The following is a 24,233-nucleotide window of genomic DNA, read 5'->3' as shown; positions in this document are numbered from 1 at the left end:
TCTCCCCGCCGCCTGGAGATCGACGTACAGTCGAAAGTGGTGGGGGACCGGCTGGAAGTCGCGGACAACCCCGCCCCGGACGCCCCGACTGGGAGTGGCCATGGGCGTCGAGATCCGGGTGGAAGGGCTCAAGAAGTCGTTCGGGCGGCAGGTCATCTGGGAGGACGTGAGCTTCACGATCCCCGCCGGTGAGATCTCCGCGCTGCTGGGGCCCTCCGGCACCGGCAAGTCGGTCTTCCTCAAGAACCTCGTGGGGCTGCTCCGCCCCGACCGGGGTCACGTCTTCGTCGGCGGCGGCGACGTGCCGCGCCTGCGGGAGAGCGAGCTGTACGACATGCGCCGCAAGTTCGGCGTGCTCTTCCAGGACGGCGCCCTGTTCGGCTCCATGAACATCTACGACAACATCGCCTTCCCGCTGCGCGAGCACACCCGCAAGGGCGAGTCGGAGATCCGCAGGATCGTGCTGGAGAAGATGGAGATGGTCGGGCTCTCCGGCGCCGAGGCCAAGCTCCCCGGCGAGATCTCCGGCGGCATGAAGAAGCGCGCCGGGCTCGCCCGCGCGCTGGTGCTGGACCCCGAGATCATCCTGGCCGACGAGCCCGACTCGGGTCTCGACCCGGTGCGCACCGCCTACCTCAACCAGCTGTTCGTCGACCTCAACACCGAGATGGGCGCCACGTTCCTCATCGTCACGCACGACATCGGCACCGCCCGGGTGCTGCCCGACAACCTCGGGCTGCTGTTCCGGCGCGGGCTGGTGATGTTCGGGCCGCGCGAGATGATCCTGTCGAGCACGCACCCGGCGGTGAACCAGTTCTTCAACGCCCGCCGCCAGGGCCCCATCGGCATGGCCGAGGAGAAGGACCAGGCGGAGGTGGAGAGCGAGGGCCACGTCCCGCAGGCCATGCCCGCGCCCATCCCGCCGCAGCTGATGCCCAGCGACGGGCGCATGCGCCCCTCGATGCGGCGGCCGGGGGAGTGGCTGCGGGCGCACAACACCAAACCGCCGCCCGGGTCGTTCATCGACGACCAGGGGCGCAACTGGCTGAACGACTGGGACGCCCTGTCGCGGTCCCGCCAGCGGCCGCAGTGAGCCGGGTGATCACTTCACCCTCCTGTCACCGGCCTGCGGCACGATGGAGCCGTGACCGAGCCTGACCACGTTCCCCGTCCCGGCCTGTTCACCATCGCCCGCGAGTGGGGCCGGATCGGCTGCGTCGGGTTCGGCGGCCCGCCCGCCCACATCACGCTGCTGCGGAAGATGTGCGTCAAGGACCGGCGGTGGCTGAGCGCGGCGGAGTTCGAGGACGGCATCGCCGCCTGCAACCTGCTGCCCGGACCGGCGTCCACCCAGCTCGCGATCTTCTGCGCGTGGCGGCTGCGCGGCGCGGCGGGGGCGATCGTCGGCGGGTTGTGCTTCATCGTGCCGGGACTGCTGCTGATCCTCGTGCTCGCGGCGTTGTTCCTGGCCGGCGACGCCCCGGCGTGGGTACGCGGCGCCGCGGCGGGCGCGGGCTCGGCCGTCGCGGCGGTGGCCGTGCACGCCGCGGCCGATCTCGTGCCGGCCAGCCGCCGGCGGGCGCGGCACCGGGTCCGCTGGTACGCCTACCTGGTGCTGGGCGCCGCCGCCGCGGTGATCGTCGGACCGTACCTGGTGCTGGTCCTGGTGGCATGCGGCCTCGCCGAGCTCGCCTTCAGGCGGGTGCCGCCGCCGGGGCGCAGCGGCGCCCTGCCGCTCCTGGTGGCCGCGCCCGCGGCGGCGGGCGGCCTGGGCGCGCTGGCGTGGGTGGCGCTCAAGGTCGGCGCGCTGTCGTACGGGGGCGGCTTCGTCATCATCCCGCTCATGCAGGCGGAGTCGGTCGGACACCACCACTGGATGACCGCGGCCGAGTTCACCACCGCGGTCGCGCTCGGCCAGATCACCCCCGGCCCCGTCGTCCAGACGGTCGCGGTCGTCGGGTACGCGGCGGGCGGCGTCGCCGGCGGGCTGCTGGCGGCGGCGGTCGCGTTCGCCCCCTCGTTCGCCTTCGTGCTGCTCGGCGGGCCGCACTTCGACCGGATCCGGTCCAGCGCCGCGGTCCAGGCGTTCTTCGACGGCGCGGGCCCCGCGGTGATCGGCGCGATCGGCGGCTCGGCGCTCACGCTGGCCCTCGTCCTGGACCACGCCTGGCAGTTCGGGGTGCTCGCGGCGGCCACCGGATGGCTGGTGATGCTGCGCCGCGGCGTCGTCGGGACGTTGCTCGGCGCCGGTGCGCTCGGCGTCGCGGCCGCCGTCGCGGGCCTCCCGCTGCCATGACTCGGTGGTCACGATATGCCACCTTGTGTCACGGTATGAAATGTTCCGGCTCGACTCCCGCGTCGTCGTGAGGCAAGAATGAACCGGTGACGCTGCTGCTGAACCGTTCCGACCTGGAGTCCCTGCTCGACCCGGCCGGCTGCCTGGACGCGCTGCGGCGGGGGTTCGCGGCCGAGCGCGGTGAGGTGACGCCGCGGCGGGTGGTCACCCCGCTGTCCGGCCAGGGCAGCGCCACCGCCCTGATCCCCGGCCTGATCCAGGGCGTGCCCGCGTACACGGTCAAGGTCAACGCCAAGTTCCCGCGCTCGCGGCCCGCGCTCCGCGGCGTGGTGTGCCTGCACGACCTCGACACCGGCGAGCTGCTCGGCCTGCTGGACTCGGCCACCGTGACCGCCTGGCGCACCGGCCTCGCCGCCGCGCTCGGCACCCACGTCCTGGCCCGCCGCGACGCCGGCACGGTCGCGGTCATCGGCGCCGGGGCCCAGGCCGACCTGGTGCTCACCGGGCTCAGCTCGCTGCGCCCGGTCAGCGGCCTGACGGTGTGCGACCTGGACGCGGGGCGCGCCGCCGAGTTCGCCGGGCGGCACGGCCGCCGCCTGGGCGTCGAGCCGGTGGTCGAGCGCGACCCGCGCGAGGCCGCCCACGGCGCCGGGATCGTCGTCGTGGCGACCTGGGCGCGGCGGCCGCTGCTGCACGGCGGCGACGTGGCCGCCGGCGCCCATGTCACCTCGCTCGGCGCCGACGAGCCCGGCAAGACCGAGCTCGGCGCCGACCTGCTGGAGCACGCCCGCGTGGTGGTCGACGACGTCGCCCTCGCGGTCGAGATGGGTGTCCTGGCGGGCGCCGGGCTCGACGTCAAGCACTCCGCGGGGACGCTGCGCGACGTGCTGCGCGGCCAGGTGCCCGGCCGGGTGAAGGACGGCGAGATCACCGTCTACGCCCCGGTGGGCCTGCCCTGGCAGGACCTCGCGCTCGCCTGGGCCGCCTACCAGGCCGCCCGGGAGGCCGGCGCCGGCGTCTCCTTCGACTTCCTCGGCTGACGCGTGCGCCCCGGAGTGCCCGGCGGGATTCCGTTCCGCCGGGATCGGGGCTTGACACGCTGAACAACTGGGCGGATCTTGTTCAACCGTGGAGACCAAGCATTTGCTCGGTGAGACCTCCGCCCGCGTGCTCGACGCCGCGGAACGTTGCATGAGCCGGTACGGGCTGCAGCGGGTGTCGATGAACGACGTCGCGGTGGAGGCTGGCGTCTCGCGCGGGACCGTCTACCGCTACTTCCCGGCCCGCGACGACCTGGTCACCGCCGTCCTCGACCGCACCGCGCACGCGTTCGTCCGGGCGAGCGAGCCGTGGGTGGACGCCGGGCCGACCCTCGCCGACCAGGTCGCCGAGGCGGTGCTGTTCGTCCTCGCCCACCGTGACGACGCCGCGTTCACGCTCGAGCTCCCCGCCCGCACCGACTCGCTGCTGGCGATCCTGCTCAGCGTCCGCATCGAACCGCTGCTCTCGGCGTGGGTCGACTTCTGGGGCCCGCGCCTGGCCGCGGCGGAGGCCCGCGGCGAGCTGCGGGCCGGGCTCGACCCGCGGCGCACCGGCGAGTGGATCGTCCGCCTCTGCTTCACGTTCGCCGTGATGCCGTCGGTCGCGGTCGACGTCGGCGACCCCGCCGACGTGCGCCGCTTCGTCCGCCTCCACCTGGAAGGAGTCCTGGCATGAGGTTCGCCCTCTTCTACGAGATCCCGGTGCCGCGTCCCTGGGACGCCGGCAGCGAGCGCCTGGCGTACGAGAACACGATCGAGCAGGCGATCGCGGGAGAACGGTACGGCTGGGACGCCTTCTGGACCGTCGAGCACCACTTCCTGGAGGAGTTCTCGCACTGCTCCAACCCGGAGGTGCTCTACGGCGCCATCGCCGCCCGGACCTCCCGCATCCGCCTCGGCTACGGCGTCCGGCTGATGCCCAAGCCCTACAACCACCCCGTCCGCACCGCCGAGTCCGTCGCCGTCCTCGATCTGATCTCCGGCGGCCGGGTCGACTTCGCCACCGGCCGTTCCGCGACCCGCGCCGAGCTCGAGGGGTTCGGCATCGACCCGAGCGAGACCCGGGAGATGTGGCGGGAGGCGATCGGCTTCGCCGTCGGCGCCTGGACCAGCGACGAGTACGCGCACGAGGGGAAACACTGGCGGATGCCGCCCCGGCGCGTCCTGCCCAAGCCGCTGCAGAAGCCGCACCCGCCGATGTGGGGCGCCACCTCCAGCGACGAGGGGCACCGCGAGGTCGGCGGCCTCGGCCTGGGGTTGTGCTCGTTCGCGGTCGGCGTGCCGCCCGACGAGGTCAAGCGGAAGATCGACATCTACCGCGGCGCCGTCGGCGCCTGCACCGCGCCGATCGGCGCGGCCGTGCACGACAACGCGGCGACGTTCACCATGGCCCTCTGCGACACCGACGCCGGCCGGGCGGTCGAGACGGCCCGCGAGTCGTTCGAGTGGTACCCGAAGACCGGTGCCCGGCAGATCGCCACCGTCGCCGAGTGGATGGCCGAACAGCAGCGCGACCTGGGCAACTACGGCTACGCCGCCGACCTGAAGAAGACCGACGAGCAGGGCCTGCTCGACATGCTCACCATGGACTACCTCCTCGACGCCGGCGCCTGCGTGGTGGGCACGCCCGCCGACTGCGTCGAGTCCTGCCGCCGCTACGAGGAGGCGGGCGTCGACCTGCTGCTCTGCCTGGTCAACCCGTACAAGATCCCGCACGAGTCCGTGATGCGCACCATCGAGCTCATGGGCACCGAAGTCATCCCGCATTTCCGCTGAGCCAGTATTGAAACACGTTCTATTAAGTGCCAGGCTGGCCGAGCAGTCGAGCGTCCCGGAGGTGGGGTTCGGTGATCCTGGATCGGTTCCGAGTCGAGGGCAGGGGCGCGGTGGTCACCGGTGCGGGCCGCGGTATCGGCGCCGCGAGCGCGGTGGCCCTCGCGCAGGCGGGCGCCGACGTGCTCATCTCAGCCCGTACCGAAGAACAGCTGGTCAAGGTGGCCGCGGAGATCGAGGCGGCGGGCCGCCGCGCGCTCGTGGTGCCCGCCGACCTGAGCGACCTGGACGCGGCGGCGGCGCTCGCCGACCGTGCCGCCGCGGAGTTCGGCCGGCTCGACATCGTCGTCAACAACGTCGGCGGCACGATGCCGCGCCCGTTCCTGGCCACCAAGCCGCACCACCTGGAGAACGCGTTCCAGTTCAATGTCGGCATCGCGCACGCGCTCACCCGCGCGGCGGTGCCGCACCTGCTCCGAGCCGGTGGCGGCGCCGCCTCGGGGAGCACGGCCGGCGGCACGGCCGGCGGGGCGGTCGTCAACATCTCGTCGGTGATGGGCCGGGTGGCCGGGCGCGGCTACCTCGCGTACGGCAGCGCCAAGGCGGCCCTCGCGCACTACACCCGGCTCGCCGCCCTCGACCTGGCGCCGAAGATCCGGGTGAACGCGATCGCGGTCGGCTCGGTGGCCACGTCCGCGCTCGACATCGTGATGACCGACGACGGCCTGCGGACGCAGATGGAGGACAACACCCCGCTGCGCCGCATCGGCGAGCCGGAGGACATCGCCGCGGCCGTTCTCTACCTGGCCTCGCCCGCCGGCGCCTACGTCACCGGTTCGGTGCTGGAGGTCGACGGCGGCATCGACCGGCCCAACCTCGACCTCGGACTGGAGGACCTGTGACCTACCGGGTGGTGCAGTGGAGCACCGGGAACGTCGGACGGCACGCGCTGGCGGGCATCGACGCCCATCCCGAGCTGGAGCTGGCCGGGGTGTGGGTGTCCAACCCCGCCAAGGTCGGCAAGGACGCGGGCGAGCTCGCCGGGCTCGGCCGTTCGCTCGGCGTCGCCGCGTCCGGCGACGAGGCCGAGGTGCTCGGGCTGCGGCCCGACTGCGTCGTCTACACGGCCATGGCGGACGTGCGGATCTTCGAGGCGATCGACGACCTGTGCCGGATCCTGCGGTCCGGCGCCAACGTGGTCTCCAGCAGCCCGGTCTTCCTGCAGTTCCCGGACGGCGTGGTGCCCGAGGAGATGTCGCGGCCGGTACGCGAGGCGGCGGCCGAGGGCAACGCCTCGATCTTCGTCAACGGCATCGATCCGGGCTTCGCCAACGACGTGCTGCCGCTGGCGTTGACCGGCATCAGCGAGCGCGTCGAGGAGGTGCGCTGCCTGGAGATCCTCAACTACGCGACCTACGACCAGGCCACGGTGCTCTTCGACATCATGGGGTTCGGCGGCGCGCTGGACGACGCGCCGATGTTGCTCCAGCCCGGCGTGCTCACCATGGCGTGGGGCAGCGTGGTCCGCCAGATCGCCGCGGGCCTGGACGTCGAGCTGGACGCGGTGGAGGAGTGGCACACCCGCCTGCCCGCCCCCGAGACCTTCGACGTGGCGTCCGGCACCATCGAGAAGGGCACCGCGGCGGCGCTGCGCTTCGAGGTGCGCGGCATGGTGGGCGGCCGGCCGGTCGTGGTGCTGGAGCACGTCACCCGGCTGCGCGACGACCTCGCCCCGGACTGGCCGCAGCCCGCCGGGGCCGGGTGTTACCGCGTGGTCGTCACCGGTGAGCCCAACTACACCCTCGACCTGCAGCTGCTCGGCACCGACGGGGACCACAACACCGCCGGGCTCAAGGCGACCGCGATGCGGCTGGTGAACGCGGTGCCCGCCGTCGTGCGGGGCCCGGCCGGGCTGCTCACCGCCCTCGACCTGCCGCTCGTGCCGGGCCGCGGCCTCGTGCGGTAGCCGCGGCGGTCTTCGCAATACGGTCATCTCGGACTCGTGATCGTGCTTCGATGCTGCCTGTCCGGATCAACGATGCGAAAGGTTCGTCATGGCCGATCTCGACCCGACCGCCACGTTCAAGGAGTTCGACCGCGACGGGGACGGCTACATCACGCGCGAGGAGTTCGCCGCGGCCCTGAACGCGCGCGGCGAGGAGGTCACCTCGGCCGAGCTCGACTCCATCTTCAAGGCCGCGGACCAGCGCGACGGGGACGTCGACGGCCGCATCTCGCTGGCGGAGTTCCTCATCGCCTGGGAGAAGTAGCCGCCCGGCCGGTCCCGGCCCGCCGGCCGGGTGCTGAGGGGGGTCAGGCCCCGCCGGCCAGGCCCTCGCGGTGGGCGACGGCGGCCGCCTGCGTGCGGCTCGTCACGCCGAGCTTGGCGAGGATGTTGGAGACGTGCACGCTCGCCGTCTTCGGCGAGATGAACAGCTCCGCCGCGATCTCCCTGTTGTTGCGGCCCTCCGCGACGAGCTTGAGCACCTCGCGCTCCCGGCCGGTCAGCGCGCCGAACGCCGCCGGCGCGCCGGCCGGGGCGGACGGCGCCGCGCCGGGCGCGGACAGGCGGGCCCGGGTGCCGAGGTCCCGGAGGGCGCGCAGCAGGGGAACGGCTCCGAGCCGTTCGGCGTCGCGGACCGCCGCCTCCCACTCCGCGGCGGCCTCGTCGCGCTCGCCGCGTTCGGCCAGCGCCTCGGCGAGGCGCCAGCGGGACCGGGCGGTCTCGTACACGTAGCCGTAGTCGAACGCCTTGACGACGGCACGCCAGCGGCCGGGGTCGTTGTCGCCGCGAGCCCGGGCGACCTCCGCTTCGGCCCTGGCCAGCCAGGCGTGCCCTTCGAGCCCGAGCCAGGCGCGGTCCTTGCCGTCGGGAGTGGACGTGGCCGCCCCCCTGGCCATCTCGTGGAACTCGGCGGCGCCCCGCGCGGCCACCGCCGCGGTGGCGTCGTCGCCGGCGGCGCGGGCACGCACGGCCCGGTCGGCCTGGGCCCAGGCGCCGGTGGCCGCGACGCGGATGATCGGGGTGTCGCGCGGGTCGAGTAGCCCGTCGATGGCGCCCGCCACGTGCTCGAGGGCCGTGCCGGTGTCGCCCCGCCAGAGCGCGTGCTCGGCGGCGAGCCCGCGCGCGATGTAGGAGATCAGCCAGTCGTCGTCCCAGAGGGGCTCCAGCCAGCGCAGCCGCTCGTCGACGTTGGAGTCGTCGCGGGCCACCTCAAGGAAGAGCGCGTAGGAGGAGACCTCCGCCTCGATCGACCGGCCGACCCGGATGCCGAACCCGGACGACAGCCGCGCCGCCTGCTCCCAGTCTCCGGTCGTGTAGTGGATCAGGAACTGCAGGCAGCGCAGCGTCGTGCCGTAGCGGCTCCAGCGCAGGCCCCTGTCGAGCGTGAAGCGCACGCTCTCGTCCGCAGCCTCGGCCGCGCCCGCCAGGTCGCCCCGGTCGAACTTGGTGCGGGCGATGTGGAACGCGGCCCGCAACGCCACCTGCATGTTGCCGGCGCCGATCGCCAGGTCGCGGGCGCGCACGAACAGCTCGGCCACGTCGGAGGCGGCCTCCCGGGACTCGCGGTAGAGGCCGAGCGAGGTCAGCGCGCTGGCCTCCGCGTCGGCCGCGCCCGTCGCCCGGGCCACCTCGATGGCCTCCCGGGCCACCTCGGGGATCTCGGTGTGCTGCTCCTTGAAGAGCATCGTGCGCGTGTAGGTGGCGAGCAGGGAGGCGCGCTCCGGCGTCGGAGGGTCGGCCGGGACCAGCTCCAGGGCGGTGCGGGCGACCTCCAGGGACTCGTCGTCGGCGTCGATGTCGCCCAGGTAGTAGGCGAGGCTGTCGCGGACCTCGGCGGCCGTCCGCCAGTCGTCCGGGTCGACCATCTCCACGATCCGCCGGAGCCGCGACACCGCCCGCCTGGCCTCGCCGGACCGGCCGGAGGCGCGGACGGCGGCCAGCGCGAGGCGGATCCGGTCCATCCCGGCGGCGGCCTCCGGCTCGGGCACCGTGTCCCACAGGGACAACGCCTGGTCGTAGTGCCCGTGCGCCTCGTGCGGAGCGCCGAGATCCTCCGCCTCCCGGCCCGCCTGGACCGAGGCGGCGAACGCCCCGGCCAGGTCGTGCGCCTGGAGGCTGTGGTGGGCGAGCTCGGCGGCGGCGCCGCGCCGGCCGGCGGCGACGTCGCGCGCCACCAGCGCGGCGAACGCCGCGTGCAGCCGGGTGGCCTCGCCCGGCAGCACGTCGGACAGGGCGGCCTCGCGCAGCAGCGCGTGCCGGAAGACGTAGCCGTCGGTGCCGTCGGGCAGCAGGAGCCGGTGCGAGACGATCTCGCGGAGCGCCTGCCCCGTCGTCGTCTCGTCCAGCCCGGAGACGCCGCGCAGCCGTTCGTCGTCGACCCGGCGTCCGGCGACGGCCGCGATCCGGACCACCTGCTGCGCGGGCTCCGACAACCGTTCCAGGCGGGACAGCAGCAGGTCGGCGAGCCCGGCGGGCAGGTCGTCGCCGGTCTGCGCGGCGGCGGCCAGCTCGGCCGCGTAGAACGGGTTGCCCTCGGAACGGTCGTGCACCCGCCGGGCGACCTCGGCGGACACCCCCGGCTCCAGCGCGGCCAGGTAGTCGGCGGTCTCCTCCGGGCCGAAGGGGCGCAGGTCGACCCCCGACACGGTCGGCAGCCGCGACAGCTCGGCCACGACGGGCCGCAGCGGGTGGCGGCGGTGCAGGTCGTCGGAGCGGTAGGTGCCGACCAGGCAGACCCGCTCGTTCTGCAGGACGCGGCTGAGGAACGTGAGCAGGTGCCGGGTGGACGGGTCGGCCCAGTGGAGGTCTTCGAGGACCAGCAGGACGGGGCGTTCGGCGGACATCTCGCCCAGCAGGCCCAGGACGGCGCCGAAGAGCTGCTGCTGGGCCACGTCCGGCGCGGCGCCGGCCTGCTGCCCGCCGCCGTCGGGGAGGAGGCGGGCGAGCACCGGCCGGGCGTCGAGGGCCTCGCGCAGCGCCTGGCGTTCGGCGGGGGAGGCGAGCGGGTCACGGGTGGCGGTCCAGAGGGCGTCGGTGAGGGGCAGATAGGGCATGCCCTCGCCGAGCTCGGCGCAGAGGCCGACCAGGACGGCGGCTCCCCGCTCGCGGGCGGTGGCGGCGAGCTCGGCCACCAGCCGGCTCTTGCCGACCCCGGCGTCGCCACTGATCAGGACGACGCCGGCCTGGCCCTCCCCGGCACGGTCGAGCGCGCCGGTGAGCTCCCCGAGCTCGGCGCGCCGTCCGATCAGCTGCTGACGGTCTCCCACTCGTCCGAGTATTCCATCGGGTGGCGGCGCTCCACGATCTCCGTGTAGGCGCGGGCCGTTTCCGAGGCGATCCTGTCCCAGGAGTAGCGCGAGTGCGCGCGGTCGGCGGCGGCGATCGCGTAGCCGGCCAGCGTGGTCTGCTCGGCGAGCAGCAGCCGGACGGCGCGGCCGATGGCGGTGGGGCGGCCGGGCGGCACGTGCAGGCCGGTGATGCCGTCCAGCACGCTGTCGGAGTTGGCGCCGACCGGGGTGGCGACGACCGGGACGCCGCACGCCATGGCCTCCAGCGGGGCCAGCGGCGAGTCGCCGCGCGGCGAGACGCACAGCGCCAGCTTGGCGGTGCGCAGCAGGCGCGGCAGGGTCTTGCGGGGCATCGCGCCGAGAAAGATCACGCGGTCGTCGACGCCGAGCTCCTTGGCCAGCAGCCGGAGCGTGTGGACCGTGCCGTCGTTCTCCAGGTCCTCGCGCGCCGGGCCGCCGGTGACGGCCAGCTCGGCGCCGGGGATGTGCACGAGCGCGCGGATGGCGGTGGCGGTGCCGCCGTCGGCCAGGTCGGCCGACAGGACGACCAGCCGGTCCAGTTCGCCGCTCGGCATCGCCGGGCCGAGCTGGCTGAACTGCTCGCCGTCCACGCCGTACGGGGTGATGCCGATCCGGGCGCGGGGGATGCCCATCCGGACGAGGCTCTCGACCTCGCCGGCGTGTCCGGCGAACACCGCGTCGGCGCCGCGGCCGATCGCCTTCTCCATGCGGATCCGGGCCGGGTGCACGGACCGGCCGGCGTTCTGCTCGGCGATGCCCAGGCCGTGGTAGCTCTGCACCACCGGCAGGTCCAGGTCGCGGGCGGCGGCGCAGGCCGCCAGGCCGCCGATCCAGCCGTGCGCGTGGACCAGGTCGGGCTTCTGCTGGGCGTTCGACCAGCGGCGGCGCAGGCCGGAGGCGAGGTCGCGGACGTGCGGGAGCAGCTGCTCCTCGGAGAGGGGCCTGGCCGGGCCGGCGTCGAGGCGGCTCAGGGTGGCGCCGGGGCCGAGCCTGGTCCGCGTGCGCGCGGCCGTGTCGAGGCGGCGGGCGTGCAGGGTGACCTGGCGCTCCTCGCGACCGTCGGCGTCGGGGCGGCCCAGGGCGCAGGCGAGCTCTCGCACGTGAACGTCCTGAACGTCGTCGCCGTCCGAACCGGTCGCGGAGACGAGGGCGATGTTGAGGGGGCGGAACATGAGACATCCTCCGGTAAACGCGCAAGGGGCTACCTGGAGGTGTCGTCGTCGTAGACACCACTCCCCTGAAACCCTAACCGGTCTTTGGGGGAACAAAACCTTGTCCTGGTGATTCCCAGGAAAAACCTCCGGTGAGACAGGGAACCCGTACCGGGGGAGTGCCGTCTGACGTCCATGGGTCTTCTGCGCACGAGCACCGTGCTGGGCTGCACGATCCTGAGCGGCATGGCGGCCCTCTCGCTCACCGCCGCCTGCGGCTCGGAGCAGGGCGGGGGCTCGCGCACCGTCCGCGGGGCCGCCGCCCAGGTGCCCGCCGCGGACCCGCGCCCCTACGCCGACGCGGACGCCGCCTTCGGGCTCGACGTGCTGAAGTCCTGGTGCGGCGAGGACAAGGCCGCCAACGTCGTGTTCTCGCCGAGCAGCCTGTCCAGCGGCCTCGGCATGGTGCACCTGGGCGCCAGGGGCCGGACCGCCGCCGCCATGGCGCGCACGCTCCGGCTCCCCGCCGGTGACCCGCTGCCCGGCCTGCACGCCCGCGGCCGGTCGTTCGAGGGACTCGGTGGCAAGGACGTGACGTTCACCACCAGCGACCAGGTGTGGTCCGACGAGCGCGTCACGCCCGGCAAGGCCTACCTCGACCGGGTCGCCACCGCGTACGACGCGAGCCTGGAACTCCTGGACATCGCCGGCGACCCCGACGGCGCCCGCAAGACGATCAACAGCGCGGTCAAGAAGACGACCGGTGGCAAGATCCCCTCGCTGCTCCCCAAGGACTCGATCACCAAGGAGACCGGCTGGGTCCTGACCGACGCCGTCTACCTCAAGGCCGACTGGGCCACGCCGTTCAAGAAGTCCGCCACCGGGCCCGAGCCGTTCACCACGGCGGCGGGCAAGCGGATCCAGGCCGACATGATGAGCCGGGCGGGCATGTTCGGTCACGCCGAGGCCGGCGGCTGGACGGCGGTCGACCTGCCCTACAAGGGCGGCCGGCTCGGCATGACCGCGCTGCTGCCCGACGACGCCGGCTCCACCGGCTGCCCGGAGCTGTCGGCCGCGACGCTGCGGAAGGTCACCTCGGCCCTCCGGCCCGCCCGCCTCGACCTGCACCTGCCCAAGATCGACCTCAAGTCGAACGAGGACATGAAGCCGCTGCTCACCAGGCTCGGCATGGGCGTGGCCTTCGGCGACCAGGCGGACCTGACGGGCCTCTCGGCGCACGCCGACAAGATCCAGTTCGTCCGGCACGCGGCGACGTTGCGCGTGGACGAGAAGGGCACCGAGGCCGCCGCGGCCACCGGCACCGGCATCGGCGTCACCTCGGCCCCGCCCGCCGCCGAGAAGAAGATCGTTTTCGACCGGCCCTACCTGGTGCTCGTCCGCGACACCCGGACCGGCCAGCCGCTGTTCCTGGCGCGCGTCGCCGACCCGTCCGCCTCCTGACCGGCGCGTCCCGGCCCGGCGGGCCTCGGGCATCCTGAACGGGTGGACGACGACCTTCTCTGGTACGTGGCGTACGGCTCCAACCTCTTCCGCGAGCGGTTCGCCTGCTACCTGGCCGGAGGACGGCCCCGGGGCGGCGCGCGGCACTACACCGGATGCCGTGACCCGCGCCCGGCGCGCGCCGAGCGGCCCGTCACGCTGCCGGGCGGGATCTACTTCGCGCTGACGTCCCTGACCTGGGGCGGCGGCATGGCGTTCTACGACTCCGAGCTGCCGGGCCGCGCCGCCGCCCGCGCGTACCTGCTCACCCGGCAGCAGTTCTGCGACGTGATGTCGCAGGAGATGCGCCGCGAGGTGGGGGAGGACCCCGACCTGGGCGAGGCCCTCGCCACCGGCAGGCAGCGGCTCGGCCCCGGCCGGTACGAGACGGTCGTCCGGGTCGGGGAGGAGGGCGGCCACCCGATGCTCACGTTCACCTCGCCCGACGGCGCGGGCCGCGCGGAGCTGAACGCGCCGACCGCGCCGTATCTGGCCATGCTGGGCGGCGGCCTGCGCGAGGCGCACGGCTGGGAGCCCCGCCGGACCGCCGCGTACCTGGCCGGGCGCCCCGGCGCGCACGGCGCGTGGACCGAGGCGGGCATCGTCACGCTGCTGGGGTGACCTCCGTCACGGCCGGGCTTTCTTGGCGATGGGATAACTTCTACCCATGAAGGTCGGTGACGTCGTTGACGACTTCGAACTGCCCGACGAGACCGGTACGCCGCGCACGCTGGGCGGCCTGCTGGAACAGGGCCCGGTGGTGTTGTTCTTCTACCCGGCGGCGATGACCGCCGGGTGCACCGCGGAGGCCTGCCACTTCCGCGACCTCACGTCCGAGCTGGCCAAGCTCGGCGCGCACCCCGTCGGGATCAGCTCCGACACGGTCGAGAAGCAGAAGGAGTTCGCCGACAAGCACAGCTTCGGCTACCCGCTGCTGTCGGACACCGACGGCGCCGTCCGTGCCGCGTTCGGGGTCAAGCGCGGGATCGCGCTCGCCCCCACCAAGCGGCAGACGTTCGTCATCGACACCGACCGCCGCGTCCTGGAGATCGTCAAGAGCGAGATCCGGATGAACGCGCACGCGGACAAGGCGATCGAGGCCCTGCGCGCCCGCGCCGGGTCCTGATCCCGGCACAGGCCGGCGATCCCGCCCATCCGGCCGGCATTTCAGCCGGGCATGACCGGCAGGACGATGGCCGACGGGCGGCCGGGGGCGTGGAAGATCTCCTGGTCGGCGGTGACCATGCGGGTCGCCGTCCCGATGGGTTCTCCCGTGCCCGGATTGCGGGCCACCCGCGGGTAGGCGCCGCTGCAGACCTGCACGCGCACCCGGTGGCCGGCCCGGAACCGGTGCCCGGCGGGCCACAGCTCCACCGCGACCCGGCGGACGCCGTCGCCGTCGGCCTCGGGCGTGCCGGGGACGAGGCGGCGCATGCCCTCGCAGAGGTTGAGCGAGGCGCCGTCGGGCGCGACGTCGCACAGCCGCACCACGAAGTCGGTGTGCTCCCGGTCGGACCGGACGTACAGGTCGGCGGAGACCGGGCCGATGATCTCCAGGTCGTCCGCGAGCTCCGCCGAGGTGAACGTGAGCACGTCGCGGCGGCGCTCCAGCCGGCGCTGGTCGGTCTGCGGGTGCGTGTCGCCGAGCAGCGTGGGCCCGCCGAGGAACGGCGTCGGATGCGCGGGGTCGTACCGGTAGGAGGCGGGCTCGGACTCGGGCGGCGGATCCGGTGACAGGGCGCCGTCCGGCTGCAGGTGCCAGCGCTCCTCGGTCATGCCGGGCACCGGCCAGTCGGGGAAGTCGCGCCACTCGTCCGAGCCGGTCACGTACAGCCGCACGGGGTCGGGGCGCAGCCCGGACGGGTCGTCCAGCAGCTGGGCGCGGAACCAGCGGATCGACTCGCCGATCGAGTCGCGCATCATCTTGCCGTCGGCGTGGAACCACGGCCCGATCGTCAGGTACGGGCGGTGGCCGCCCGCGCGCAGCGCCGCGTAGTCCTTCAGCTGCCACGGCAGGAAGATGTCGTACCAGCCGCCCGTCATGTTGACCGGCGCCCGCACCTCCGACACCGTCGGGCTGAAGTCGCGCTTGTCCCAGAACGGCGTGTCCGGGCCCTGGGTGAGCAGGTCCTGGAAGAACCGCTGCGTGGTCCCGGTCGCCAGCGAGTCGAGCTCGGCGAGCGGCCGGCCCGACAGCGTGGCCCGGCGGGCGCGGCGCGGCGACATGATCCCGGTGGTGAGACCGGACAGCGGATGTTTCATCCGGGCGGTCAGGTCGACCCAGATCAGCGCGGACTCGAGCGCGAACGTGCCGCCGACGTTGACCGCGTCGCGGAATGTGGACGCGGTGACCTGCATCGACAGTGCGCGCAGCTCGGGACCGGCCTCGGCGGCCACCGCCCACTGCACGTAGCCGAGATAGCTCGGGCCGTGCATGGCGAACGTGCCGCCGAACCACGGCTGCGCCTTCAGCCACTCGACCGTGGCGAGCCCGTCCTCGCGTTCGTCCAGCGGCTCGAACACGCCGCCGGAGCCGAACCCGCCGCGCACGCTCTGCACCACGGCCTGGAAGCCGTGCGAGGCGAACGTCTGGCCGCACATCAGCCCGAACGGCCCGCGCCGCCCGTACGGCGAGCGCACCAGGATCGCCGGCGGACGGTCGGCGTCCGCCGGCGCGTAATGATCGGCGAGCAGGGTCACCCCGTCGGCGACGGGAACCTCGAGGTCCCGCCGCACCGTCACCTTATGGGGGCCGTTCGTGAGTCCCAGCGCCGTTACCCCCAGGCGGCGCATCAGTCCCAGGCCTTCCACGTACTCGATCGTAATATGTGAGATTTCGGCTTCGTCCCCGGGGTGGTGACGGTTCACTACCATCGGGCGGGGTTGGGAGTAATGCCGTTTAGGGGCGACTATCGGCTCAGCCGTCGTCGCCGAGAGGGAGATCCGCACATGCATGAGCCGTCGTTGACCGAGATCGTCACCTCGATCAGCGTGGTGGTGGGAGCCCTGGTGCTGGCGGTGGTGCTCCGCCTGGCCGCCGGGCGGCTCAACCGCAGGGCCGGAGACACCCGCTGGGCCTGGGACGACCTGGTCGCCAAGCTGCTCCACGACCTCGCCATCCCGGCCGCGCTCACCGGCGGCGGCTGGATCGCCGCGCTCATCCTGCCCCTCGACCCCGAGACCAAGAACATCGTCGCCAAGGTGCTGTCGGCGGCGATCATCCTGTGCGTCACGTTCGCGCTGGCCAGGCTGATCGCGGGCATCGTCACCTCGGTCACGCTCGCCCGGCAGGGCCCGGACTCCTCGGTCACGATCTTCGGCAACATCACCCGGGTCGTCGTGCTCGGCATCGGCATGCTGGTGATGTTGCAGAGCCTCGGCGTCTCGATCACGCCCCTGCTCGGCGCCCTGGGCGTCGGCGGCCTGGCGGTGGCGCTGGCCCTCCAGGACACGCTGGCCAACCTGTTCGCTGGCGTGCACGTGCTGGCGTCCAAGACGATGGAGCCCGGCGACTACATCAAGCTGAGCAGCGGCCAGGAGGGGTACGTCGTCGACATCAACTGGCGCAACACCTCGATCCGCACCCTCTCCGACAACATCGAGGTCATCCCGAACGCCGAGTTCTCCAAGTCGATCCTCACCAACTTCCACCGCCCCGCCCAGGACATGTCGCTGCTGGTCCAGGCGAGCGTCGCCTACGAGAGCGACCTGGAGCGGGTGGAGAAGGTCGTCATCGAGGTCGGCGAGGAGGTCATGAACGAGGTCGAGGGCGGCGTGAAGGACGCCGAGATCCTGGTGCGCTTCCACACGTTCGCCGAGTCGAGCATCGACTTCACGGTCATCCTGCGCATCAACGAGTTCGGCGAGCAGTTCAGGATCAAGCACGAGTTCATCAAGCGCCTGCACCGGCGGTTCCGGGCCGAGGGCATCCACATCCCGTTCCCGATGCGCCAGATCGTGATGGCCGACACCGGCCTCGACGGCAACGGCCGCCCCCGCACCGTCGTCAGCGGATGAGCCGCACGTCCGGGTGCCGCGGCGAGGGGGCGTTCAGCAGCGGGGCCGGGCGGTGGCGCAGATGGCGGTCAGCCAGCGCCGAACCAGGCGAGGAACTCGGTGTGGCCGAACATCCGCGCGGTGTCGACGGCCGAGGGCTCCCCCGCGTGCGGGTCGGCGCCGGCGTCGAGGAGGGCCCGCACCACGGCGGGCTCCTTCTTGAAGACCGCGCCCGCCAGCGGGCTCTGCCCCCGGTCGTTGGCGCGTTCCGGGTCGGCGCCGCGCGCGGCCAGCGCGGTGACCGTCCCGGCCTGCCCGTGGTAGGCGGCCAGCATGAGGAGGGTGTCGCCCCGGTCGTTGGCCAGGTTGACGGGCACGCCCGCGTCGACGTAGGCGGCGAGCCGTTCGGTCTGGCCGGTGCGCGCCAGGTCGAACAGCCTGGTCGCGAACTCCTCCAGCTCGGGATCCGGCTCGGAATCAGGCGCGGGCTCGTCCGCGGGCCCATCCGCGGGCTCGTCCATGACGGCGACCCTATCGAGGACGACCGCCTCGGCCTCGGCCAGCATCGGGGCCAGCGCGTCCGCCCGGAACTCCAGCTCCTTCTCCATCGCCACCAGGGCGCCCTCGCGCCGCAACGCCTGGAACCTGATGTCGTCCGACAGCGACTTCATGATCATCAGGCCCCGGCCGTGCTCGTGCACGAAGTCGGGCTCGTTGCCCCGGGAGGCGGCGTCGAAGCCCGACCCGTGGTCCAGGACCTTGATGACGCAGCGGTCGTTGGTGATCACGAGCTGCACCGCGTACGCGTCGCTCGCCGTCGCGTGCCGGATGACGTTCGTGCAGGCCTCGGTGAGCATGAGCTCGACGTCGATGAGGATCGGCTCGGTCACGCCGAGGGCCTCCAGCGAGGACGCCAGCAGCCGCCGCGCCACGGGCACGCTCGCCGCGTCGCGCGGGAGCAGGAGTTCGAGACTGAACAGCACACCGGCCCCCGGTTTCGGACGACGACTGCCTCCCCACCCTGTCCCCCGGCGGGGCCCGCTTAACCACGCGGGTCGTCCACCGGCCCTGCCGCCCCCGGCCGCGGGGCGTACTCGTCCACGTACCGCTGCCCGGAGAGCCCCTGGATCGCCTGGACGATCGTGTCGGTCGTCGCGCGCACGTCCGCGTCCGCGCCGAAGGTCATCGGCGCGCCGAGCCGTACCCCGATGCGGCCCGGCCGGGGCACGACCCGGCCACGCGGCTGCACCCGGTCGGTCCCGGCCAGCGCGACCGGCACCACCGGCGCGCCGGTGCGCAGCGCCAGCCGGGCGACCCCGGTGCGGCCGCGGTAGAGGCGCCCGTCGGGGGAGCGGGTGCCCTCGGGGTGGATGGCGAACACCTCGCCGCGTTCCAGCACGTCCGCCGAGGCCGCCAGGGCCGCCTCGCCCGCCGTGCCGCCCGAACGGTCCACGGCGATCGCGCCGACGCCGCGGAAGAACGCGGCCTGGAGCCGCCCGGCGAACCCGGGGCGCGTGAAGTACTCGTTCTTGCCGAGGAAGAACACCTGCCGGGGCACCACGAGCGGCAGCACGAACGAGTCGACGAACGCCAGGTGGTTGGCCGCCAGGATGACCGGCCCGCGGCGCGGCAGGTGCTCGAGCCCGGTCACCTCGGGCCGGAAGGCGAGGCGCATCGGCGGCCCCAGCACCACGTGCTTCATCAGCGGGTAGATCAGGCGTTCGACGTTCATGTCCTGAACGTTAGGGAGCCGTCACTCCCGGGCACGCTGCCCGCGCGAGACAAGATCCCGCGCCGGGATCTTGTAGGACGCCCACATTGCGCCGCGGCCCAGGGCTCGTGGCCTGCCCGCGGCCCGAGCGGGGCGGGAGGCCGGAACCCTGGCCGGAGGTCAGTCGGCGCTGCCGGCGGCGTCCAGGGCGGCGGTGAGGCGTTCGAGGGAACGGCGCAGCTCGACCAGCTCCTGGGGGCCGAGGCCGGTGGCGTCGAGGACGCGCCGCGGCACGGCGGCCGCCTTCCGCTTGAGCGCCTCGCCCTGGGCGGTGAGGGTGACGATCACCGAGCGCTCGTCCCGCGCGCTGCGTTCGCGCCGGACCAGCCCCGCCGCCTCCAGCCGCTTGAGGAGCGGCGAGAGGGTGCCCGAGTCGAGGCGCAGCACGAGCCCGAGCTCCTTGACGGTCAGCGTGCCGTGCTCCCACAACGCGAGCATCGCCAGGTACTGCGGGTAGGTGAGGTCCAGGTCGCGCAGCAGCGGGCGGTACATCGCGTCGAAGGCGCGCGAGGTCGCGTGCAGGGCGAAGCAGACCTGGTTGTCCAGGCGCAGCAGCTCGTCGGAGGCCGTGGTCATGTTCACATCATACAACTTAGTTGTGTGCAATTGAATTGTGCTAAGTTGAATTTGAAGGCAGCCGAGATCCACGAGCGAGATCGACGAGGGAGACATCATGAGCACCCACTACACCGCCGTCGCCACCGCCAGCGGCCGGGACGGCCGTGCCGTCAGCTCCGACGGGCGCCTCGACCTGCGCCTGGCACCGCCGCGGGAGATGGGCGGCAGCGGCGAGGGCACCAACCCCGAGCAGCTGTTCGCGGCCGGATACGCCGCCTGCTTCGCCAGCGCGCTGGGCGCGGTGGCCCGCGCCGAGCGCAAGGACGTCAAGGACGTCTCGGTCACCGCCGAGGTCGGCATCGGCGGCAGCGTCGAGGAGGGCTTCGGGCTCAGCGTGGTGCTGCGCGTCGAGCTTCCCGAGGACCTGGAGGGCGGCCGCGAGCTGATCGAGCGGGCGCACCAGGTCTGCCCGTACTCCAACGCCACCCGCGGCAACATTCCGGTCGACCTCGTGATCGAATAGGACACGACCGGGCCCTCGACGAGGAGGACGCATGTCGTATCCGCGCGAGCTCTACCACGCCGACCAGGGCGAGGTGAGCGGCACGCTCTGGAAGGGCGACACGGCGCCCGACCTCGTGATCGGCGGGCGCACGAACGTGCACTACCTGGCGACCGGGCGATCCACGGACGGGCAGTACGGCCTCTACCGCTGGGACATGGGGGAGAAGCCCGGCGGGCCGGGCGCGCACTTCCACAAGACCATGTCCGAGGCGTTCTTCGTGCTGTCGGGGGTCGTCGGCCTCTACGACGGCGACGCGTGGGTGAACGCGTCCCCCGGCGACTTCCTCTTCGTCCCTCCGGGCGGGATCCACGCGTTCCGCAACCCGGAGGGACCGGCGTCGATGTTGATCCTTTTCGCGCCCGGCGCGCCGCGCGAGGGCTACTTCGAGGAGCTGGCGGAGGTGGCGGCCAGCGGCCGGGCCCTCACCGAGGAGGAGTGGACCGACATCTACCTCCGCCACGACCAGTACATGGTCTGACCGTCACTCCACGGGCTGACCGTCCAGCAACATCGCCAGGCGTTCGCGCACCTCGGCGACGGGCTCCCGGGCGGCCGCCCGGACGACGGCGTCCCGCGCGCCCGCCGGCCAGTGCTCGCCGTCCCAGGCGGCCAGCGTGCGGATCGCCGTGTTGCGGTTGCTGACGGCCGGGCTGGCCAGCCCGGCGGCGACCAGGGGCCAGCCGACGCCGGGCCACCGGCCGAGGGCGGGCAGGCACGCGTCCAGGCTGAGGTGAGGCCGGAACCCCGGGCCGAGCCCCGACTCCTCGGTGGGGCCCGAGGCGATCTCGTCGAGCGGCAGCAGCGAGACCGCCAGCTCCACGATCTCGCCGACGGTGTCCTCGTCCGCCTCCTTCAGGGCGAAGGCCCAGTGATGCGCGGCGAGCGGATCGCGGCGCACCCTCGACAGGTGCGCCCGCAGCGCCGGGACGCCCAGCAGGCGGCAGGCCCGCGCGGCCCTGTTGAACTCCCCGTCGTCCGTCGCGGTCAGGCCCAGCCGGGCCAGGTCGGACCACAGCGGCCGTTCGAGGATCTCGGCGCAGCCGGGCTCGAGGTGGGGCCAGTGGTCGGCCGCGTAGGTCCGGATCGAACGGACCGCGAAGTAGTGGCGCAGATCGTCGGCGCGGTCGGCCATGTGACCGAGGAAGAGCCCGGCGGCGCGCTCGCCGTCGTCGTACCCGGCCATGCCCTGGGTCGGCCCGCCGTCCTCGCACAGGGCGTCGAAGATGTCGGCGGCCGCGATCAGCAGGTCGTCGTCCGGCGCGTCGGCGAGCCGCCCGGCCAGGTCACCGGCCCGCGCGGCGACGCCGGCGAGATACTCGTTCATCACGTCGTTGCGGAAACCCTCCCGCAGGATCCAGTCGCGGATGAGCGGGTCGGCGGTGGAGGCGAGGCGTTCCACCAGATGGATGCGGCCCCAGCCCCGCACGTCGCGGGCGAGGGCCCACAGGTCGGCCTCGACCGCGGCCTCGTCGTCGCGGTTGGCCAGCGCCACCATCGCGAAGATCGTGAACTCGTCGTGCCGGGCCAGCGTCATCAGCTCGTCGCGGTGGTGGCCTGCCGAGAACAGGCCGAGCAGTGCGATGCCGAGCTTGACCGCCTCCCGGTCGTGCGCCTCGGTGGCCAGCCGGTGACCGAGGCCGTAGACCTCGGCCGGGGGGAGCCCGGACTCCCGCACCCGGTCGAGCAGGTCGTCCACCATGGAGATCATTCGTGCCTCGCGCACGGCGTCGACCAGCGCGTCGTACTCCTGCTCCGACTCCTGATCCGAGCCGGTGGCGGCCGTCACTGCGGCCAGCACACGGTCGACCTCGGCGGGCTCGGCCGAGCCGCGCCAGTGGTAGATGAGCACGCCGTCCTGAGCGCCCGGCGCCCACATACGTCCCGTGCCCTCGTCGGGGAGGGTCTCGCCGCCCTCCCGCAGCCCGGGGCCGTCCTCCCGGACGTGCGCGCGGAGGTGGTCGAAGATTGAGATGGGCCGCCCTTTCTGATGTCTGCGAAACATCCGGACACTGTAGGGCGATCTCCTCGCTCAGGGCACCGGCTTTTCGTCAGCCGCCCGCGAGCGCCCGGACGCGCTCGTCCAGCGTCTCGGCGCCGAGCGGCCCGGCGGCACGGTCGGCGGAGCCGTCCCGCCTCATGAACAGGAACGACGGGCGGGACGTGACCTCGAAGTGCTCGGACAGGCCGCCGGACCGGTCGTCGAGCTGGGTGATGCCGCCGGTGCCGGTGCGCGTGACGAACCGGCCCGGCCGCTCCCCGCTCCGGTCGCGCCCGGCGACGCCGACGAACGTGACGCGGCCCTGGTATTCGCGGGCCGCCGCCGCGACGGCCCTGCCCTCCTCCTGGCAGCCGGCGCACGACGGCGTCCAGAACCAGAACACCACGGGCTGCTCGGCGAGGTTGCCCCCGGTGAACGGCCTGCCGTCCAGGGTCGTCGCCTCGAACTTCAGCGGCGCGGGCAGCGAACGCAGCCGCGCCGACGGAGACCCTGCTCCTGGAGACCCTGCTCCCGGCGACGCTCCTGGAGACCCTGCTCCCGGCGACGCGGCCCCCGGCGTGCCGGCGGTGGACGACGGACCCGCGGTCGGCGTGCCGCCGTCCGCGCCGTCACCGTCCGTGCCGCCGCCGCAACCCGCGAGTGCGAACGCCAAGGTCACCGCGACCGTCACAGGGAGCTCTCGCATGAGGCCAGGCTAGCCAGCCAGGGCGCCGGGGGTTCTCGCGAAGCGGTGACATGGGCGGGGCGTGACGGGGTCAAAACCCTTCGCTAGGCGTCCTTGTCATCAGCCTGGGCGTCCTTGTCGTCCGCCGGGGCGGAGAGGCGCCGGTTGGTGAGGGAGGCGAGGGTGGCGATCAGCGAGGCGGCGAACAGCACGGCGAACGCGCGGTGGTACCCGGTCACCAGGCCGCCCAGCTCGGCGGGGGAGAGGCCCGCGGCGGCGCCCCCGTAGAGCAGGCGCCGGTCGGCGGGATCGAGTGCCGAGCTGGCGAGCATGAGGCACAACGCCGCGCCCATCACGTTCCCCACGTTCAGCAGCGTCATCCGCAGCCCGTTCACCACGCCGAGCCGGTCGGACGGGACCGCGGCGAGGACGGCGGAGGTGTTGCCGGTGGTGAAGACGCCGCTGCCGACGGCCACCAGGATCAGTGACAGCGCGATGAGCGCGTACGGGGTGTCCTCGTCGATGACGAGCAGGGCGACGAGCATCCCGGCGGTGGCGGCCGCGGACCCGGCGGCGGCGATCGTGCGCGCGTGCACGCGGCGGCCGAGGAAACCGCCGATCGGTGCGGCGACCATGCCCGCCAGCGGCCCGGGAAGCACCGCCACGCCCGCCTCCGCCGGGGTCATGCCGCTGACCGCCTGGAGGAACAGCGCCATCAGCAGCACGCTGCCGACCCGCCCGATGTTGTTGCAGAACGCCGCCAGGTTGGCGAGCGTGAAATGCCGGTCGGCGAAGAGCCGCACGTCCACCAGCGGGTGGCGGGCGCGGCGCTGGCGCACCGCGAAGGCGGGCAGCAGGAGGGCGAACGCGGCGGCGCCGCCGAGCGAGACCGGGGTGGTCCAGCCGTGCGAGCCGCCCTCCGACAGCGTGAGGATCAGGCCGCCCAGCCAGCCGCACAGGAGCACGGCGCCCAGCACGTCGATCGGCTCGCTCGCGCCCGGCGGCACCCGCGGCAGCGACCACGCCGCCCAGACCAGCGCGACCAGCCCGAACGGCACGTTGAACCAGAACACCCACTGCCATCCGGCCGCCTCGGCCAGGAGCCCACCGGCGGACGGGCCGATCAGCGGGGCGGCGGTGAGCACGCCGAAGTAGACGCCGAGTCCCTCGCTCAGCCGCTTGGGGCCGAACGCGTGCGCGATGATCGCCGTCCCGTTCGCCAGCAGCACCGCCCCGCCGAACGCCGCCACCACGCGAAGCGCGATCAGCACCTCGATGGTGGGCGCGAAGCCGGAGAGCAGGCAGGCCACGGTGAAGAGGGAGAGGCCGGCGAGGTACATGCGGCGGCGGCCGAAGACGTCCGACATGCGGCCGAAGACCATGAGGAGCGAGGTCTGCACCAGCATGAAGCCCAGCACCAGCCAGCTCGCCGCGAAGGCGCCCGCCTCGAAGTGGCCCACCACGACCGGCAGCGCGATGTTGAGCGTGGTCATGTTGACCACGAGCAGCAGGGTGCCGAGGGTGACGACCGAGAGCACCCGCCAGGCCCCGGATCCCTCGGACACGCCTCTCCCGGGTCGGCGGAACGCGACGATCCAGCACGTCAG

At 73.4% G+C, this 24,233-nt stretch carries 23 protein-coding genes and 1 pseudogene; 14 read left to right on the top strand and 10 right to left on the bottom strand.

Going from position 1 to position 24,233, the window contains the following annotated elements; genetic code table 11:
* Window positions 1–100 precede the first annotated feature (100 nt).
* The 8 genes from ABZ810_RS39060 (at window position 101) to ABZ810_RS39025 (ending at window position 7,379) form a co-directional block, all read left to right on the top strand.
* Window positions 101–1,093 (top strand): ABC transporter ATP-binding protein, encoded by a 993-nt coding sequence (locus ABZ810_RS39060; protein ID WP_358411955.1) that lies wholly within the window; start codon window positions 101–103, stop codon window positions 1,091–1,093.
* Window positions 1,094–1,144: 51 nt separating this feature from the next.
* Window positions 1,145–2,296: a chromate efflux transporter gene (gene chrA / locus ABZ810_RS39055; RefSeq protein ID WP_358411954.1), complete on the top strand. Its 1,152-nt coding sequence runs from the start codon at window positions 1,145–1,147 to the stop codon at window positions 2,294–2,296.
* 86 nt (window positions 2,297–2,382) lie between these two features.
* A complete protein-coding gene (locus tag ABZ810_RS39050) occupies window positions 2,383–3,336 on the top strand; it encodes an ornithine cyclodeaminase family protein (protein WP_358411953.1) in 954 nt (317 codons plus the stop codon).
* Window positions 3,337–3,424: 88 nt separating this feature from the next.
* Window positions 3,425–4,012, top strand: a complete 588-nt coding sequence (locus ABZ810_RS39045; protein ID WP_358411952.1) for a helix-turn-helix domain-containing protein — start codon at window positions 3,425–3,427, stop codon at window positions 4,010–4,012.
* Window positions 4,009–5,112, top strand: a complete 1,104-nt coding sequence (locus ABZ810_RS39040) for an LLM class flavin-dependent oxidoreductase (RefSeq protein WP_358411951.1) — start codon at window positions 4,009–4,011, stop codon at window positions 5,110–5,112. Before ABZ810_RS39045 ends, ABZ810_RS39040 begins: the two co-directional genes overlap by 4 nt.
* Before the next feature lie 71 nt (window positions 5,113–5,183).
* Window positions 5,184–6,011, top strand: a complete 828-nt coding sequence (locus ABZ810_RS39035) for an SDR family oxidoreductase (protein ID WP_358411950.1) — start codon at window positions 5,184–5,186, stop codon at window positions 6,009–6,011.
* Complete coding sequence (locus ABZ810_RS39030; protein WP_358411949.1) at window positions 6,008–7,075, top strand: dihydrodipicolinate reductase; 1,068 nt, start codon at window positions 6,008–6,010, stop codon at window positions 7,073–7,075. Before ABZ810_RS39035 ends, ABZ810_RS39030 begins: the two co-directional genes overlap by 4 nt.
* An 88-nt stretch (window positions 7,076–7,163) precedes the next feature.
* A complete protein-coding gene (locus ABZ810_RS39025) occupies window positions 7,164–7,379 on the top strand; it encodes an EF-hand domain-containing protein (protein ID WP_358411948.1) in 216 nt (71 codons plus the stop codon).
* Between the two features lie 43 nt (window positions 7,380–7,422).
* On the opposite strand, the gene ABZ810_RS39020 is transcribed toward ABZ810_RS39025, so the two are convergent.
* Complete coding sequence (locus ABZ810_RS39020) at window positions 7,423–10,380, bottom strand: AAA family ATPase (protein WP_358411947.1); 2,958 nt, start codon at window positions 10,378–10,380, stop codon at window positions 7,423–7,425.
* Complete coding sequence (locus ABZ810_RS39015; RefSeq protein ID WP_358411946.1) at window positions 10,359–11,594, bottom strand: glycosyltransferase; 1,236 nt, start codon at window positions 11,592–11,594, stop codon at window positions 10,359–10,361. The genes ABZ810_RS39020 and ABZ810_RS39015 overlap by 22 nt, the downstream gene beginning before the upstream one ends.
* Before the next feature lie 174 nt (window positions 11,595–11,768).
* Between ABZ810_RS39015 and ABZ810_RS39010 the strand changes: the two genes are divergently transcribed.
* From ABZ810_RS39010 to ABZ810_RS39000, 3 genes are read left to right on the top strand one after another with little or no spacing between them, the layout of a single operon-like run.
* Window positions 11,769–13,034, top strand: coding sequence for a serpin family protein (locus tag ABZ810_RS39010; protein WP_358411945.1), 1,266 nt, complete (start codon window positions 11,769–11,771; stop codon window positions 13,032–13,034).
* 42 nt (window positions 13,035–13,076) lie between these two features.
* Window positions 13,077–13,694: a histone deacetylase gene (locus tag ABZ810_RS39005; protein WP_358411944.1), complete on the top strand. Its 618-nt coding sequence runs from the start codon at window positions 13,077–13,079 to the stop codon at window positions 13,692–13,694.
* A gap of 46 nt (window positions 13,695–13,740) precedes the next feature.
* The gene (locus ABZ810_RS39000; RefSeq protein WP_358411943.1) at window positions 13,741–14,199 is read left to right on the top strand and encodes a peroxiredoxin; all 459 of its coding nucleotides are present in this window, start codon (window positions 13,741–13,743) and stop codon (window positions 14,197–14,199) included.
* A gap of 41 nt (window positions 14,200–14,240) precedes the next feature.
* On the opposite strand, the gene ABZ810_RS38995 is transcribed toward ABZ810_RS39000, so the two are convergent.
* Window positions 14,241–15,809, bottom strand: a complete 1,569-nt coding sequence (locus ABZ810_RS38995; protein ID WP_358411942.1) for a CocE/NonD family hydrolase — start codon at window positions 15,807–15,809, stop codon at window positions 14,241–14,243.
* A 213-nt stretch (window positions 15,810–16,022) separates the two neighbouring features.
* Between ABZ810_RS38995 and ABZ810_RS38990 the strand changes: the two genes are divergently transcribed.
* Entirely contained in the window at window positions 16,023–17,090 is a 1,068-nt protein-coding gene (locus tag ABZ810_RS38990) for a mechanosensitive ion channel family protein (protein WP_358411941.1), read from the top strand.
* Between the two features lie 68 nt (window positions 17,091–17,158).
* Here ABZ810_RS38990 and ABZ810_RS38985 read toward each other — a convergent pair whose 3' ends face one another.
* The 4 genes and pseudogenes from ABZ810_RS38985 to ABZ810_RS38970 form a co-directional block, all read right to left on the bottom strand.
* Window positions 17,159–17,590, bottom strand: coding sequence for an ankyrin repeat domain-containing protein (locus ABZ810_RS38985; protein ID WP_358411986.1), 432 nt, complete (start codon window positions 17,588–17,590; stop codon window positions 17,159–17,161).
* 90 nt (window positions 17,591–17,680) lie between these two features.
* Window positions 17,681–18,052 (bottom strand): annotated as a pseudogene (locus ABZ810_RS38980) (ATP-binding protein); the annotation flags it as partial.
* Between the two features lie 59 nt (window positions 18,053–18,111).
* Window positions 18,112–18,801 (bottom strand): lysophospholipid acyltransferase family protein, encoded by a 690-nt coding sequence (locus ABZ810_RS38975; RefSeq protein WP_358411940.1) that lies wholly within the window; start codon window positions 18,799–18,801, stop codon window positions 18,112–18,114.
* Between the two features lie 159 nt (window positions 18,802–18,960).
* Window positions 18,961–19,416: a MarR family transcriptional regulator gene (locus ABZ810_RS38970; protein WP_358411939.1), complete on the bottom strand. Its 456-nt coding sequence runs from the start codon at window positions 19,414–19,416 to the stop codon at window positions 18,961–18,963.
* Between the two features lie 97 nt (window positions 19,417–19,513).
* Between ABZ810_RS38970 and ABZ810_RS38965 the strand changes: the two genes are divergently transcribed.
* Both ABZ810_RS38965 and ABZ810_RS38960 read left to right on the top strand, forming a co-directional pair.
* Window positions 19,514–19,921, top strand: a complete 408-nt coding sequence (locus ABZ810_RS38965; RefSeq protein ID WP_358411938.1) for an organic hydroperoxide resistance protein — start codon at window positions 19,514–19,516, stop codon at window positions 19,919–19,921.
* 31 nt (window positions 19,922–19,952) lie between these two features.
* Window positions 19,953–20,441: a cupin domain-containing protein gene (locus tag ABZ810_RS38960; protein ID WP_358411937.1), complete on the top strand. Its 489-nt coding sequence runs from the start codon at window positions 19,953–19,955 to the stop codon at window positions 20,439–20,441.
* 3 nt (window positions 20,442–20,444) lie between these two features.
* On the opposite strand, the gene ABZ810_RS38955 is transcribed toward ABZ810_RS38960, so the two are convergent.
* The 3 genes from ABZ810_RS38955 to ABZ810_RS38945 form a co-directional block, all read right to left on the bottom strand.
* Window positions 20,445–21,965, bottom strand: coding sequence for a hypothetical protein (locus tag ABZ810_RS38955; RefSeq protein ID WP_358411936.1), 1,521 nt, complete (start codon window positions 21,963–21,965; stop codon window positions 20,445–20,447).
* Window positions 21,966–22,011: 46 nt separating this feature from the next.
* Entirely contained in the window at window positions 22,012–22,647 is a 636-nt protein-coding gene (locus ABZ810_RS38950; protein ID WP_358411935.1) for a redoxin domain-containing protein, read from the bottom strand.
* 83 nt (window positions 22,648–22,730) lie between these two features.
* The gene (locus ABZ810_RS38945) at window positions 22,731–24,191 is read right to left on the bottom strand and encodes a DHA2 family efflux MFS transporter permease subunit (RefSeq protein ID WP_358411934.1); all 1,461 of its coding nucleotides are present in this window, start codon (window positions 24,189–24,191) and stop codon (window positions 22,731–22,733) included.
* Between the last annotated feature and the right edge of the window lie 42 nt (window positions 24,192–24,233).

It is taken from the genome of Spirillospora sp. NPDC047279 (assembly GCF_040643285.1).
Classification (GTDB): Bacteria; Actinomycetota; Actinomycetes; order Streptosporangiales; family Streptosporangiaceae; genus Spirillospora.
This window is presented reverse-complemented; position numbering and strand designations above follow the sequence as displayed.

What these genes read in the sequence shown, in the direction of transcription:
- ABZ810_RS39040 (WP_358411951.1), top strand. Translation starts at nt 4,009, where the DNA reads ATGAGGTTCGCCCTCTTCTACGAGATCCCGGTGCCGCGTCCCTGGGAC.
- ABZ810_RS38970 (WP_358411939.1), bottom strand. Translation starts at nt 19,416, where the DNA reads ATGACCACGGCCTCCGACGAGCTGCTGCGCCTGGACAACCAGGTCTGC.
- ABZ810_RS38955 (WP_358411936.1), bottom strand. Translation starts at nt 21,965, where the DNA reads ATGTTTCGCAGACATCAGAAAGGGCGGCCCATCTCAATCTTCGACCAC.
- ABZ810_RS39000 (WP_358411943.1), top strand. Translation starts at nt 13,741, where the DNA reads ATGAAGGTCGGTGACGTCGTTGACGACTTCGAACTGCCCGACGAGACC.
- ABZ810_RS38950 (WP_358411935.1), bottom strand. Translation starts at nt 22,647, where the DNA reads ATGCGAGAGCTCCCTGTGACGGTCGCGGTGACCTTGGCGTTCGCACTC.
- ABZ810_RS39010 (WP_358411945.1), top strand. Translation starts at nt 11,769, where the DNA reads ATGGGTCTTCTGCGCACGAGCACCGTGCTGGGCTGCACGATCCTGAGC.
- ABZ810_RS38965 (WP_358411938.1), top strand. Translation starts at nt 19,514, where the DNA reads ATGAGCACCCACTACACCGCCGTCGCCACCGCCAGCGGCCGGGACGGC.
- ABZ810_RS39015 (WP_358411946.1), bottom strand. Translation starts at nt 11,594, where the DNA reads ATGTTCCGCCCCCTCAACATCGCCCTCGTCTCCGCGACCGGTTCGGAC.
- ABZ810_RS38960 (WP_358411937.1), top strand. Translation starts at nt 19,953, where the DNA reads ATGTCGTATCCGCGCGAGCTCTACCACGCCGACCAGGGCGAGGTGAGC.
- ABZ810_RS38985 (WP_358411986.1), bottom strand. Translation starts at nt 17,590, where the DNA reads ATGGACGAGCCCGCGGATGGGCCCGCGGACGAGCCCGCGCCTGATTCC.
- ABZ810_RS38990 (WP_358411941.1), top strand. Translation starts at nt 16,023, where the DNA reads ATGCATGAGCCGTCGTTGACCGAGATCGTCACCTCGATCAGCGTGGTG.
- ABZ810_RS39060 (WP_358411955.1), top strand. Translation starts at nt 101, where the DNA reads ATGGGCGTCGAGATCCGGGTGGAAGGGCTCAAGAAGTCGTTCGGGCGG.
- ABZ810_RS39025 (WP_358411948.1), top strand. Translation starts at nt 7,164, where the DNA reads ATGGCCGATCTCGACCCGACCGCCACGTTCAAGGAGTTCGACCGCGAC.
- ABZ810_RS38975 (WP_358411940.1), bottom strand. Translation starts at nt 18,801, where the DNA reads ATGAACGTCGAACGCCTGATCTACCCGCTGATGAAGCACGTGGTGCTG.